Annotated in this window: 10 protein-coding genes; 5 read left to right on the top strand and 5 right to left on the bottom strand. The window is 72.7% G+C overall.

Annotation, left to right across the window (positions count from 1 at the left end; all coding sequences use genetic code 11):
• Positions 1 to 98: 98 nt before the first annotated feature.
• On the bottom strand, positions 99 to 1,325 hold the full coding sequence (locus AC1Q49_RS07000; RefSeq protein WP_492491282.1) for a HupE/UreJ family protein: 1,227 nt from the start codon (positions 1,323 to 1,325) through the stop codon (positions 99 to 101).
• A gap of 111 nt (positions 1,326 to 1,436) precedes the next feature.
• On the opposite strand from AC1Q49_RS07000, the gene AC1Q49_RS06995 reads away from it, so the two are divergent.
• Complete coding sequence (locus AC1Q49_RS06995; protein ID WP_232783930.1) at positions 1,437 to 2,120, top strand: hypothetical protein; 684 nt, start codon at positions 1,437 to 1,439, stop codon at positions 2,118 to 2,120.
• Between the two features lie 33 nt (positions 2,121 to 2,153).
• Here AC1Q49_RS06995 and AC1Q49_RS06990 read toward each other — a convergent pair whose 3' ends face one another.
• The 3 genes from AC1Q49_RS06990 to AC1Q49_RS06980 all read right to left on the bottom strand — a co-directional run bounded on the left by AC1Q49_RS06990 (position 2,154) and on the right by AC1Q49_RS06980 (position 6,010).
• Entirely contained in the window at positions 2,154 to 3,332 is a 1,179-nt protein-coding gene (locus AC1Q49_RS06990) for an AI-2E family transporter (protein WP_101306813.1), read from the bottom strand.
• Positions 3,333 to 3,369: 37 nt separating this feature from the next.
• On the bottom strand, positions 3,370 to 4,689 hold the full coding sequence (locus tag AC1Q49_RS06985; RefSeq protein ID WP_061781858.1) for a threonine/serine exporter family protein: 1,320 nt from the start codon (positions 4,687 to 4,689) through the stop codon (positions 3,370 to 3,372).
• Between the two features lie 274 nt (positions 4,690 to 4,963).
• A complete protein-coding gene (locus AC1Q49_RS06980; RefSeq protein ID WP_101306811.1) occupies positions 4,964 to 6,010 on the bottom strand; it encodes an ATP-dependent DNA ligase in 1,047 nt (348 codons plus the stop codon).
• Between the two features lie 114 nt (positions 6,011 to 6,124).
• On the opposite strand from AC1Q49_RS06980, the gene AC1Q49_RS06975 reads away from it, so the two are divergent.
• Positions 6,125 to 7,864 carry an acyl-CoA dehydrogenase family protein gene (locus AC1Q49_RS06975; RefSeq protein ID WP_101306810.1) on the top strand — a complete coding sequence of 580 codons (1,740 nt, stop codon included), beginning with the start codon at positions 6,125 to 6,127 and terminating at the stop codon, positions 7,862 to 7,864.
• A gap of 792 nt (positions 7,865 to 8,656) precedes the next feature.
• Here AC1Q49_RS06975 and AC1Q49_RS06970 read toward each other — a convergent pair.
• A complete protein-coding gene (locus AC1Q49_RS06970) occupies positions 8,657 to 9,334 on the bottom strand; it encodes a TetR/AcrR family transcriptional regulator (RefSeq protein ID WP_061781856.1) in 678 nt (225 codons plus the stop codon).
• An 87-nt stretch (positions 9,335 to 9,421) separates the two neighbouring features.
• Between AC1Q49_RS06970 and AC1Q49_RS06965 the strand changes: the two genes are divergently transcribed.
• The 3 genes from AC1Q49_RS06965 (at position 9,422) to sucD (ending at position 13,241) form a co-directional block, all read left to right on the top strand.
• Positions 9,422 to 10,981, top strand: a complete 1,560-nt coding sequence (locus AC1Q49_RS06965; protein WP_101306809.1) for an FAD-dependent oxidoreductase — start codon at positions 9,422 to 9,424, stop codon at positions 10,979 to 10,981.
• A 150-nt stretch (positions 10,982 to 11,131) separates the two neighbouring features.
• Positions 11,132 to 12,310 (top strand): ADP-forming succinate--CoA ligase subunit beta, encoded by a 1,179-nt coding sequence (gene sucC, locus AC1Q49_RS06960; RefSeq protein ID WP_191009017.1) that lies wholly within the window; start codon positions 11,132 to 11,134, stop codon positions 12,308 to 12,310.
• Between the two features lie 28 nt (positions 12,311 to 12,338).
• Complete coding sequence (gene sucD / locus AC1Q49_RS06955) at positions 12,339 to 13,241, top strand: succinate--CoA ligase subunit alpha (protein ID WP_060960724.1); 903 nt, start codon at positions 12,339 to 12,341, stop codon at positions 13,239 to 13,241.
• Positions 13,242 to 13,328: the final 87 nt, after the last annotated feature.

The raw sequence follows: 13,328 nt of genomic DNA, 5'->3' as shown, positions 1-13,328 counted from the left end.
CATCTGGACGATCCGCCTCGGGGATGACACCGCGGTGAACATCTCGCCCCGGAGCGGTGACGTCGCGGCGAAACTCTGAGGGTTCGCCCAGAGCGGGCTCAGTCCCAGCCGAAGACGCGCTGCACGAACCAGATGAGGCCCGCGAGGGTGACGGCCACCGCGAGGGCGCCGGTGGCCCACATCGCGAGGCGGGGAGTGCGTCGCCGCAGCAGCACGAGCACCGGGAACACGAGCGCGATGAGGCCGATCTGCACGGCTTCGATGCCGAGGTTGAACACGAGCAGCGACCACAGCAGCGTCCACGACCACGGCTCGTCGATGCCGAGGGCGGAGGCGAAGCCGAGGCCGTGGATCAGGCCGAAGCAGAAGACCACGAGGAGCCGCAGCCAGCCGGCGCGGTCGAGCCCGAGTGGACCCGAGTCGCGGGTCAGCTCGGTCGCGGCCTCACCCTCGCGCCACAGGCGGAACAGATACCAGGCGGCCACGATCGCGATGGACAGGGCGATGGTGGGCTCGATGATGATGCTCGGCAGGCTCACCACCTTGGTCGCGGCGAGGATGAAGGTCACCGAGTGGGCGATCGTGAACACCGTCGCGGCCAGGACGATCTCCCGGAGCTTTCGCGAGCCGGCGATGAGCGCGAGCAGGAAGAGGATGTGGTCGATGCCGGTCAGCAGGTGCTCGGCGCCCAGGTGGAAGAACTCCCAGAAGCGTTCCCACGTGCTCTGCGCGGTCGAGAACTCCGGTGTCGAGGCGTCCAGGGCGGCCGACCCGGCGTGCAGGTCGATGTCGTAGGTCAGGATCGTCTTCGTGCCCGTGACGTAGCCCTCCTCGTCGGGGAACAGGGTGCTGCGCACGACGTGCGCCTCTCCCGGCGGGCAGTCCACCGCGAGCGGGAGGACCACGTAGGGCACCCCTTCCTGCACGGTCATCGTCACGGTATCGAGTGCGCCGAGCGTGCACGTGCCCGCGTCGCCGCCGGTCGCGCGGACCGTGAAGCGCTCGTCGAGGTAGCGCGAGACGGTGTCGCGATGATCCCTGACCGCCGCGGCCATCGCCGCGTCGTCGCGTGCATCGAAAGCGGCCGTGCCCGCCCGGAAGAAGTCGTCGTCCTGCTGGGTGTCGGCCGCCGAGACCACCAGCAGGTCGTACTCGAGCTGCAGCGTCGCGACCGTTCGTCCGTCCTCGTCGTGCGACAGGTCGGCGAAGACGACCGAGCTGAAGCCGTGCGCCAGGGCGGCGGATGCCGACACGAGTGCGGGGGCCACCGCCAGTACGGCCGTGAACGCGACGAGGAGGGCGGTGGGGAGGCGGCGAACGGTCACGGCGTGAGCGTGCGCGTGCTCGGTGAACGGAGGTTGACCCGTGTGACAACCTTGGACGAACGACGTGCCGCCGGTAGCGGTGCCCGCCGCGTCGGCGGCGATGCTGGAGGGGTGCGACCCGCTCGGCTCCGTCCCCTGCCCGCGCGTCCGCGCTCCGTGGCCGCGGGACTGGCGATCGTCGTGGTCGCGGCATCCCTCGTCGGATGCGCGGCGGACTGGAGCTCGCCGCATCCCGCTCCGACGCTCGTCGCTGCGGCGCAGCCCGGGTTCCTGCCCGCCACGCCGCTCGCGCCCGCCGCGACCATGACGCCGAGCCCGGGATCGTGGCTCGGCGCCCACCCGTCGCGGGGGTACCGCGTGGTGCTGCTGACGATGGGCGACGAGGCGGGCACCGCCACGATGGCCGAGGCCGTGCGCACCTGGGCGCGGGAGGTCGGGGCGGACCTTCGCGAGGTGCGGGCGGGAACCGATCCGATCCCCGCGATCTCCGAGGCGATCGGGATGCATCCCGATGTGATCATGTCGGCGGGCGACGCGCTGGTCGACCCGCTCGCGATCGTGACGGCCAGCCACCTCGATCAGCCGTTCCTCGTGCTCGGCGGCGAGCTGGCGGAGCCGACGGAGAACGTGCTCGCCGTGGACTGGGCGGGTGCGGGCTTCCGGGGAGAGGACCTCGGTCAGGCCGCGCATCACGACCCGGCCAGCTTCACCCCCGAACGCTGCCGCGACGCGGTCGACGCGGGTGTCGCGGCGCTGCTGAGCGGCCAGAACGGCGTCGTCGTCTGGATCCCCTGAGCGCGGGACGGACCGGCGCGGGACGGACCGGCGTCAGCGCGCCGCTTCGGCGGCCCTCGCCTCTCCGCGGTGCGGACGCGCCCAGCGCGCGGGCGTGTGCGGCCCGTCCCACACCTGCACGATGCCCCACGCGACCGCGGTGAGCGGCACCGCGAGGACGGCGCCGACGATGCCGCCGAGCACGGTGCCGGCGGTCAACGCGACCAGGATCACGAACGCGTGCAGGTGCATCGACCGCCCCATCAGCACGGGTTGCAGCAGGTTGCCCTCCAGCTGGTTGACCAGGACGACCACGCCGACGACCAGGAGCGCGACGAGCCAGCCGTTCGCGACGAGCGCGACGAGGGCCGCCAGGATGCCCGCGAGCGTCGCTCCGACGATCGGGATGAACGCGAGCAGGAACACCAGCACGGCCAGCGGCAGCGCGAGCGGCACCTGGAGGATGAGCAGGCCGATGAGGATGCCGATGGCATCCACCGCCGCCACGGTCGCCGTGCCGCGCACGTACGAGCCGAGCACCGTGACCGTCTTGTCCCCGACGCGCAGCGCGCGCTCGTAGGACTCGCCGCGGAACGGACGCAGCAGGAACGCCCACATCTGCGGGCCGTCCTTGAGGAAGAAGAACAGCATCACGACCATGAGCACGAGTCCCGTGATGAAGTTGGCGACCGCGCTGACGCCCGCCAGCGCTCCGCTGCCGAACTGCGCGCTCGTGACGAAATCGGTGAGCGTCGCGATCCACTCGTCGATCTGGGCGCGGTCGATCTGGAAGGGCAGCGTGTTCGCCCACGCCAAGAGGTCGGAGAACCCGCCCTGGGCCTGCGTGGCCAGCTCGTCCCACTGATCACGGACGGCCCAGACGATCAGCCAGCCGACGGCCGCCAGCACGACGACGATCGCGAGCAGCGTCAGCAGCGTCGCCACGACGGAAGGGACGCCGCGCCGGCGCAGCCAGCTCATGAGCGGGGCGAAGGCCGACGCGAGGATCAGGGCGATCACGAGGGGGATCGTCACGACCGTCAGCTGGCGGATGCCCCAGATCACCCCCGCGGCGAGGGCGACGACGACCAGGATCTGGGCGGCGCGGATCGCGAGCGCCCCGAACGCGTCGGCCCACAGGCTCCACGGCTTGCCGGCCGGGCGCACGGTCACCGCATCGGCGCCGCGCTGGTCGATGCGGACGGTGCGGGAGGTGTCGCGGAACAGGCCCATGCCTCGACCGTAGACGACGGCGGGCGCGCGCACGACGTCACCGTGCCGGCAGCGACCACTCCCGTTCGGTCAGCACGCGGGCGACCGTGAGGCCGATGGCGAGCGCCACCACCACGAACACCGCGGTGGTCGCGTTCTGGATCGCCGCGACCGTGTCACCGCCGATGACGCCCGCGATGGAGCGGTACGCGGCCGCGCCCGGCACCATGATCAGCACGGCCGGCACGGTGAGGGTCACCCGGGCGGCGCGCAGGCGCTCGCCGAACAGATAGGCCCCCAGGCCCACCGCGAGGGCTGCGGCCGCCGCCGCGACGGCCGGGTTCACGTGCGCGTCGACGAGCGCCAGCCGTCCGACGTTCGCGACGGCGCCGAGGCTCGCCGCGACCAGTGCGATCGCCCACGGCGTCGAGAAGAGCAGCGCGAAGCCGAGGACGCCGACGAAGCCCGCCGCGAGGCGCACGAGCGAGAGGAGCGGCTCGGCGAACTCGGGAGTCGCCACCTGGGTCACCGTCGCATCGAACAGCGTCGCGACGCCCCACACCGCCGTTCCGGTGGCGAGGAGGATCAGTACGGCGTACGTGACGCGGGCGATGCCGGCGTTGAGGTCCAGGCGGGCAAGATCCAGGGCGCCGGTGACGAGCGGGAAGCCCGGCACGAGGTAGAGCACCGCGCTGGTCAGGGCCGCGTCGTGCTGACCGCCCGGCACGCCCGCGGCCACGAAGACCTGTGCGACGGCCAGGTACACGAGCAGGGCCGTCATCGCCGAGGCGAACACCAGCAGGAACTCATTGGTGCGCAGGCGGTGGATGAGCATGCGCACCCACTGACCGGCGGCGGCGGCGATGCCCACCGCGACGAACTCCTGCCAGCCGCCGTTGTTGAGCAGGGCGAACGCGGCGCAGGCGAAGGCGGCCGCGAGCACGCGGGTGAGCTCCGCGTAGCGTCGCGGCATCCGTTCGATCCGGCGCAGCTCGTCCTGCAGACCGGACGGGGTGGTGCCGGGCGTCAGCCGCGCCGTCAGCTGCTTGAGGGCGGTCATGCGATCGGCGTCGACCGCGGGACGCGGCACCTCGGCGACCCGGGTGCGGAAGAGCTGGCCGCGGCCGGTGGTGAGCACGATGTCGGTCATGCCGACGCGGCAGTGCACGTCGTCGATCCCGAGCGCCGCCGCCGCGCGCACCATGCTGTCGCGCACGCGGGCCGACGATGCGCCCGCACCGAGCATGAGGGTGCCCAGGCGCAGCACCGCGTCGGTGCGCGCGATGAACTGCACCGGTTCGAGCGCGAGCTCCTGCGTCGGCGTCGGCTCCGGTGCGGGCGCGGGCGCGTCCGGCTCGTCGGAAGGGGCGGGGACCATGGTCCGATCCTCGCATCGACGCGGTGCCGCGGCGAGGGGGACGGGCCGGGAGAACGGCCCGCGATTTTCACGGTCACCGGCGGATGAGCACGGGCGCGAGCGCGCGTATCGTCGGCATCACGGAGGAGGGGAGAGCGTCCCTCACCAGCCGCACCATCGGATCGCATGTCCGGCCGCCGGGACCCGGCGCCGATGCGGGCGACGTGCGGAAGAGCCGGATCCGGCCCGTGCGGTGCTGCGCGGGCCGGATCCGAGCGCCGCCGTCCGCGCGTCCTCAGGCGAGGACGTCGGCGAGGTCGTACGCGCTCACCTGCTCCAGCTGCGCGAAGGTGCACGATCGCGGGTCGCGGTCGGGTCGCCACCGATCGAACTGCACCGTGTGCCGGAAGCGCGCCCCCTCCAGCTGGTCGTAGCGCACCTCGAGCACGCGTTCGGGGCGCAGCCGCACGAAGGAGGTGTCCTTCGCCGCCGAGAAGCGCGAGCGCTCGGTCTCTCCGGTCACCGCCGAGCCCTCGGCATCCGTGACGACGAGCGGCGCCAGCTCGTCGACGAGCTCGCGGCGCCGTGCGTCGCTGAACGCGGACGCGCCGCCCACGTTGCGCAGGGTGCCGGTCTCGTCGTACAGCCCCAGCAGCAGCGAGCCCACGCCCTCGCCGCTCTTGTGGATGCGGTAGCCCACGAGCACGACGTCGGCGGTGCGGGCGTGCTTGATCTTGAACATCGTCCGCTTGCCCGGTGCATACGCACCGGCGAGCGGCTTGGCCACCACGCCGTCCAGGCCCGCACCCTCGAAGCGGGCGAGCCACTGCGTCGCGAGGTCGTGATCGGCCGTGGTCCGGGTGAGGTGCAGGGGCGCGGGAACGCCGGCCAGCAGGTGTTCCAGCTCCGCGCGGCGCGTCGAGAACGGCTCGTCCCGCAGATCGCGGTCGCCGCGCGCGAGCAGGTCGAATGCGATGAACATCGCGGGAGTCTCGGCGCTCAGCAGCGCGACGCGAGAGGCGGCCGGGTGGATGCGCTGCGACAGTGCGTCCCACGACAGGCGGCGCGACCCGTCGGATGCGGTGAGGGCGACGACGATCTCGCCGTCGACCAGGCACGGCTCGGGAAGCAGTTCGGCGCAGGCGGCGACGAGCTCGGGGAAGTAGCGCGTGAGCGGCTTCGCGCCGCGCGAGCCGATCTCGACCTCGGTGCCGTCCCAGGAGATGAGGGCGCGGAAGCCGTCCCATTTCGGCTCGAACGCCAGGCCACCGGGCGTCTTGGTCGGGTCGGGGACGGCCGCGGCGGCCTTCGCCAGCATCGGGGCGGGGATCTCATAGGGCATGGTCCCCATCCTGTCCCTCGGCGGGCGCGGACGACAGAGGCCTCGCGATGACACTCAGTTTCACATAATATGGTTCGCAGTCTCACTGAGTATCGCCCGAACCGAGGAGCCCCCATGGCCGCCGACTACCAGGCCCCCACCGCCGACTACGCCTTCCTGTTCGGTGAGGCGTTCGGCGTCGACATCGTCGCGCGCGCCACCGGCGGGGAGCTGACCGCGGAGGACGGCGCCGACATCGTGGCGGGCGCCGGGGAGTTCGCGGCATCCGTGCTCGCCCCGCTGCAGACGGTCGGCGACCGCGAGGGCGCACGCCTCGTCGACGGCCAGGTCCGGCTGCCCGACGGCTTCGCCCAGGCCTACGCCGCGTTCGTCGAGGCGGGATGGGTCAGCGCGGAGGCGCCGGCCTCGGCGGGGGGCGACGGGCTCCCGGGAGCGGTGCGCGCGGGCCTCGGCGAGATCTGGAACGCGTCGAACGCGGCCTTCGCGCTCTGCTGGCTGCTGACCGCGGGGCAGATCCACGCCCTGGATGCCGCGGCGTCCGAGGAGCTCCGCGAGACGTACCTGACCAAGCTGGTGTCGGGGCAGTGGACCGGCACGATGAACCTCACCGAGCCGGCCGCCGGCACCGACCTGGGGGCGATCCGCACGACGGCGACCCCGCGCGGCGACGGCACGTATGCGATCCGCGGGCAGAAGATCTTCATCACCTGGGGCGACCACGACGTGGCCGAGAACATCGTGCACCTCGTTCTGGCGCGCACCCCCGGCGCTCCGGAGGGCGCGAAGGGACTGTCGCTGTTCGTCGCCCCCAAGTACCTCGTCGACGCCGACGGATCGCTCGGTGCCCGCAACGCCGTCACGACCGTCGCGGTCGAGCACAAGCTCGGCATCCACGGCAGCCCGACGTGCGTGCTCTCCTACGAGGACGCCACCGGCTACCTCGTCGGCGAGGTCGGCGGCGGGCTCGCGGGCATGTTCGTCATGATGAACTCCGCACGCATCGCCATGGGGTTCCAGGCGACGGGGATCGCGGACCGCGCCCTGCAGCAGGCGCGCGCATATGCCGCAGACCGCATACAGGGGCGCGTGCTGGGACGCGACGGGGTCGCGCCCATCGCCGAGCACCCCGACGTGCGACGGCTGCTGCTGTCGATGCGCAGTCAGGTGTTCGCGATGCGCGCCCTCGGCGTGTACGTCGCCGACCTGTTCGACCGCGCCGAGCAGACCGAGGATGCCGACGTGCTCGCGATGGCCGAGTTCTTCGTGCCGATCCTGAAGGGCTGGTCGACCGAGGATGCCGTGGCCCTCACCAGCGACGCGATCCAGGTGCACGGCGGCATGGGCTTCATCGAGGAGACGGGCGTCGCGCAGCACTACCGCGATGCCCGGATCATGCCGATCTACGAGGGCACGACCGCGATCCAGTCGAACGACCTCATCGGCCGCAAGGTCATCCGCAACCAGGGCGCCACGGCGGCCGCGCTGTTCGCCGACATCGAGCGGACGGTCGACGCCCTGCGCGCCGCCGGCGGCGACGTCGCGGCGCGCACGGCCGACCGTCTCGAGCGGGCCGTGGATGCCGCCCGTCGCGCCACCGCGGCGATGGTCGCGTTCGGCTCCTCGCCGCGGGACGCCCACGCCGTCAGCGTGCCGTACCTCATGCTCCTCGGCGTGCTGGCCGGCGGGTGGATGCACGCGCTGGCCGTCGTGGCCGTCGCGGCGCACGAGGGGGCGGACGAGGGTGCGGACGAGGCGGATGCCGCCCGGCTGACGGCCGCCGACTTCTACGGCGCCCACCACCTGCCGCGCGTGCACGCGCTCGCCGAGACGGTCGCCTCCGGCGAGACCGCCTGACCCGCCGCCCGCCCGCCGTGCACCCCCGGTCGTTGAGCGAGCGCAGCGAGTCGAAACGCGCCGCGCCTGCGGCCCCGCGCCGGCGTCCCGCGCCGCAACTGCAAGGCTCGCGGCGCGACACGCCGCTCGGGATGCCGCGATCACGGCGCGCCGTCCGCGAGCCCTTGCAGTTCGGGCGGGCCGCCGCGTGCCCCCCGGTCGTTGAGCGAGCGCAGCGAGTCGAACCGCCCCGCACGTGCGGCATCCCGTCACCCCGCGCCACCGCCGCCGGCATCCCGCGCCGCACCTACAAGGTCCGCCGGGCGACACGCCGCTCGGGATGCCGCGATCACGGCGCGCCGCGCGGGAGCCCTTGCAGTCCGGGCGGGCCGCTGAGCCGCCCCCCGGTCGTTGAGCGAGCGCAGCGAGTCGATACGCCCCGCGCCTGCGGCATCCCGTCACCCCGCGCCACCGCCGCCGGCGCCGCAACTGCAAGGCCTGCCGGGCGACACGCCGCTCGGGAGGCCGCGATCACGGCGCGCCGCGCGGGAGCCCTTGCAGTTCGGGCGGGCCGCTGTGCCGCCCCCCCGGTCGTTGAGCGAGCGCAGCGAGTCGAAACGCCCCGCGCCCCGTCATCCCGCGCAGCCAAAGCGCCCCCGCCGCAACTGCAAGGCCTGCCGCGCGACACGCCGCTCGGGGTGCCGCGATCGCGGCGCGCCGCGCGCGAGCCCTTGCAGTTCGGGCGGGCGCGCGGGCAGGCAGTGCAGGCAGTGCAGGCAGGGCGGGCAGGCAGCGCAGGCGGGCAGCGCGCGGTCAGAGCTCGTCGCGCAGGCGCCGGACGACCTCGGCCATCGGCATCCGGCGGGGGAACGTCGCGACGACCACGTCGTCGCTCTGCGCCCGCTCGCCGTCGGGATGCACGCCGAAGCGGTGCATGAGCTCGTCGTAGGCGTCGGTGAGGACCGACTCGGGGATGTCTTCGGTGCCGCGCAGGAGCCGGCGCAGAACGTGGTTGTGGACCGCCGTGACGGCCGCCGAGAACGCCACCGCGTCGATCGGGTCGAGGCCGGGCAGGGCCGAGCGCAGGTAGTCGTCGAACAGTCGCTCGTACTGGAAGACGGTCACGATCTCCCGATCGCGCAGCGCCGGCACCTGGCGGACGACCGCGTAGCGGCGGCGCGCGAGCTCCGGCTCGGCCGCGAAGTGACGGAACACCTCGACCGAGGCGGCGCACGCGGCGGCCCACGGGTTCGTGCCGGCGCCGTGCGTGCCGGTCGCGAGCGACGCGCGCAGGTGCGCGAGGAGGACGTCGTGGTCGCTGAAGACGACGTCGTCCTTGCCTCCGAACTGGCGGAAGAACGTCGAGCGGGAGACCCCCGCGGCCTGCGCGATCTGCTCCACCGACGTCGCCTCGAACCCCTGCGCGACGAAGAGGTCCAGCGCAGCGGCGACGACGGCGTTGCGAGCGGAGGTGGGACTTGCGTCGGTCATGCCCGTGAGCCTAACGCGCCCCCGCCGCTCGCACGTGCGCTGTCAAGCGGGTTGCCCGCGGGCGTCGCGGAGGATTGCGTGGGCACCATGGAATCGCTGTGGCGTCGTGACGCCGACCCCGTCCCCACGACCGCGGGTGCGCCCCGCGCCGCCGACGTCGTGATCGTCGGGGCGGGGTTGACCGGCCTCGTGACCGCCCTGCTGCTGCGCCGAGCCGGGCGCAGCGTGACGGTGGTGGATGCCGCCGGACCCGGCGCCCTGGCCAGCGGGGGCAACACCGGCAAGCTGTCGCTGCTGCAGGGGAGCGTGCTGTCCCGCCTGCGCGCCCATCATCCGGCCGGTCTGGCACGCGCGTACGTCGACGCGAACCGCGAGGGCGCCGCGTGGATCATCGCGTTCGCCGACGCCGAAGGCGTCCCCTACACGCGTCGCACGGCGTACTCCTACGCGCAGGGACGCGCCGGCGCGGCGATCGTCGCCGACGAGGCCGCCGCGGCCAGCGACGCCGGCCTCGCCGTGCGGCGGGGACGTCCGCCCGCGGGGGAGGCGGTGCCGTTTCCGCTGGTGGATGCCATCGCTCTCGACGACCAGGTCGCGATCGATCCGTATGCGCTCGTGCGCGCGCTGACGGTGCGCCTGCTCGCGGAGGGCGGGGCGGTGCACACCGGCATCCGTGCCACCGGGGTGCGTGTGTTCCCGCAGGCGCGGGTGCTGACGGATGCCGGCGACATCGCGGCCGGGCACATCGTGCTGGCCACGGGCACGCCGATCGTCGACCGCGGCCTCACGTTCGCCAAGACCCGCGGGCTGCGCAGCTACGCCGTCGCGTTCGCGGTGCCCGGCGAGGTCCCCGACGGCCTGTACCTGTCGGTCGACGGTCCGACCCGCTCGCTCCGATCGGTGACCGCCTCCGACGGTCCCGCCGGTGCGCGGCTGGTGGTGGGCGGTGAGGGGCACCCGGTCGGGCGGGAGCCGTCGGAGAGCGCGGCCGTCGGCGAGCTGGTCTCGTGGACCCGCGCGCACTTCCCCGGCGCGGAGCCCGTCACGTGGTGGTCGGCCCAGGACTACGAGTCCCACAATCTGATCCCCTTCATCGGGCATCTGCCCCGCGGGGGTGGTCGCGTCTCGTTCGCGACCGGCTACGGCAAATGGGGACTCGCGCTCGCGCCGGCCGCCGCGCTGCGGCTCGCCGCGGAGATCACGGACGTCCCGTGGCGGGAGCGCTCGCCCTGGATGCGGACCTTCGGCACGCGGCTGACGGTGCCCGCCGACCTCGCCCGCGGCGGACGGGAGAACGCCGAGGTCGCGCGACTCGCGGCATCCGGCTGGATCGACGCCGAACGACGCTCCGCGCCCGTGCCGCGCCCGCCCGAGGGCCAGGGCGTCGTCACCTCCCGCGGCGGCGTTCCCGTCGGTGTCTCGACGGTGCACGGCCGCACCCGCGCGGTGCGCGCGGTCTGTCCCCACCTCGGCGGCGTCCTGACGTGGAACGACGCGGACTGCACGTGGGACTGCCCGCTGCACGCCTCGCGCTTCACCCCCGACGGCACGCGGATCGAGGGGCCGGCCGTGACCGATCTGCCGACCGAACCGCGCCGGTCGCGACGCCGCGCCGACGGCGATCGCGGGCACCTGCGACAGGAGTGACGCGGGCTCCGCGCGGTCGGAGCGCTTCGGCGCGTCGACTAAGCTGGGGGATCGGTCGATCTCTCGATATCGAGATTGTTTCGGCACTTTTGTTCCGATACCGAGAACCCTTCGGCACGACACCCACTGACGCCCAGCGAAGGATTGCACGTGGATCTGTACGAGTACCAGGCACGAGACCTGTTCGAGAAGTACGAGGTGCCGGTGCTCCCCGGCATCATCGCCGACACTCCTGAGGAGGCGAAGGCGGCGGCCGAGAAGCTCGGCGGCGTCGTGGTCGTCAAGGCTCAGGTCAAGACCGGAGGCCGCGGCAAGGCCGGCGGCGTCAAGGTCGCGAAGACCCCCGACGATGCGTACGAAGCCGCCAAGGCCATCCTGGGCCTGGACATCAAGGGCCACGTCGTCAAGCGCGTGATGGTCGCCGCGGGCGCCCAGATCGAGAAGGAGTTCTACTTCTCGGTGCTGCTGGACCGCGCCAACCGCTCGTACCTGAGCCTGTGCTCGGTCGAGGGCGGTATGGAGATCGAGCAGCTCGCCGTCGAGAAGCCCGAGGCCCTCGCCAAGGTCGAGGTCGACCCGCTGACCGGCATCGACGCCGCGAAGGCGCTCGAGATCGCCAAGGCCGGCGGCTTCGACGACGAGCTGGCGCCGAAGGTCGCCGACGTCTTCGTCAAGCTCTACGACGTGTACACCGGTGAGGGTGCCACCCTCGTCGAGGTGAACCCGCTCATCCAGGATGCCGCGGGCAACATCATCGCCCTCGACGGCAAGGTGTCGCTCGACGACAACGCCACCGAGGTGCGCCACCCCGAGCACGAGGAGCTCGAGGACAAGGACGCGGCCGACCCGCTCGAGGCGAAGGCCAAGGCCTCCGGCCTCAACTACGTCAAGCTCGACGGCCAGGTCGGCATCATCGGCAACGGCGCGGGCCTGGTCATGTCGACCCTCGACGTCGTCGCCTACGCCGGCGAGAACCACGGGGGCGTGAAGCCCGCCAACTTCCTCGACATCGGCGGCGGCGCCTCGGCGACCGTCATGGCCGCGGGCCTGGACGTCATCCTGGGCGACCCGCAGGTGAAGTCGGTGTTCGTCAACGTCTTCGGCGGCATCACCTCGTGCGTGGCCGTGGCGGAGGGCATCGTGAAGGCGCTCGAGATCCTCGGCGACGCGGCCACCAAGCCGCTGGTCGTGCGCCTCGACGGCAACCAGGTCGAGGAGGGCCGCGCCATCCTCGCCGCTGCGAACAACCCGCTCGTGACCCTCGCCGCGGGTATGGACGAAGGCGCCGACAAGGCCGCCGAGCTGGCCAACGTCACCGCCACCGCCTGAGCGCCGACGAGAACAGGACTGCAGAGAAATGTCTATCTACCTCAACAAGGACTCCAAGGTCATCGTCCAGGGCATCACCGGCGGTGAGGGCACCAAGCACACCGCGCTGATGCTGAAGGCGGGCACCAACGTCGTCGGCGGTGTCAACGCGCGCAAGGCCGGCACGACCGTCTCGCACGTCGACAAGGACGGCAACACCGTCGAGTTGCCCGTCTTCGCGTCGGTCGCCGAGGCCATCGCCGCCACCGGCGCCGACGTGTCGATCGCGTTCGTGCCGCCGGCGTTCACGAAGGACGCGATGGTCGAGGCCATCGACACCGAGATCCCGCTCCTCGTCGTCATCACCGAGGGCGTCCCCGTCGGCGACACCGCCGAGGCGTGGGCGTACGCCAAGAGCAAGGGCAACAAGACCCGCATCATCGGTCCGAACTGCCCCGGCATCATCACGCCCGGCGAGGCGCTCGTGGGCATCACGCCGGCGAACATCACGGGCAAGGGCCCCATCGGCCTCGTGTCGAAGTCGGGCACCCTGACCTACCAGATGATGTTCGAGCTGCGCGACCTGGGCTTCTCCACGGCCATCGGCATCGGCGGCGACCCCATCATCGGCACGACGCACATCGACGCGCTCGCCGCGTTCGAGGCCGACCCCGAGACCAAGGCGATCGTCATGATCGGCGAGATCGGCGGCGACGCCGAGGAGCGCGCGGCCGAGTTCATCAAGGCGAACGTCACCAAGCCGGTCGTCGGCTACGTCGCGGGCTTCACGGCTCCCGAGGGCAAGACGATGGGCCACGCCGGCGCGATCGTCTCCGGCTCGGCGGGCACCGCGCAGGCCAAGAAGGAGGCCCTCGAGGCCGCCGGCGTCAAGGTCGGCAAGACGCCGTCCGAGACCGCCGCCCTCATGCGGGAGATCATCGAGACGCTCTGACGCCTCGCGTAGGGGAAGGGGGTGGATGCCGCAGCATCCCCCCCCCTTCTCCATCTCCATCCCCATCCCAGCGAGCCGCTATCCCGC

Source organism: Microbacterium sp. MPR-TSA4 (assembly GCF_058792815.1).
The sequence above is the reverse complement of the archived record's forward strand: the minus strand, read 5'-3'. Positions and strand labels throughout refer to the sequence as shown.

Coding starts and splice junctions, on each gene's coding strand:
- AC1Q49_RS06990 (WP_101306813.1), bottom strand. CDS start 3,332: ATGGGCCTGTTCCGCGACACCTCCCGCACCGTCCGCATCGACCAGCGC.
- AC1Q49_RS06985 (WP_061781858.1), bottom strand. CDS start 4,689: ATGGTCCCCGCCCCTTCCGACGAGCCGGACGCGCCCGCGCCCGCACCG.
- AC1Q49_RS06980 (WP_101306811.1), bottom strand. CDS start 6,010: ATGCCCTATGAGATCCCCGCCCCGATGCTGGCGAAGGCCGCCGCGGCC.
- AC1Q49_RS06975 (WP_101306810.1), top strand. CDS start 6,125: ATGGCCGCCGACTACCAGGCCCCCACCGCCGACTACGCCTTCCTGTTC.
- AC1Q49_RS06970 (WP_061781856.1), bottom strand. CDS start 9,334: ATGACCGACGCAAGTCCCACCTCCGCTCGCAACGCCGTCGTCGCCGCT.
- AC1Q49_RS06965 (WP_101306809.1), top strand. CDS start 9,422: ATGGAATCGCTGTGGCGTCGTGACGCCGACCCCGTCCCCACGACCGCG.
- sucD (WP_060960724.1), top strand. CDS start 12,339: ATGTCTATCTACCTCAACAAGGACTCCAAGGTCATCGTCCAGGGCATC.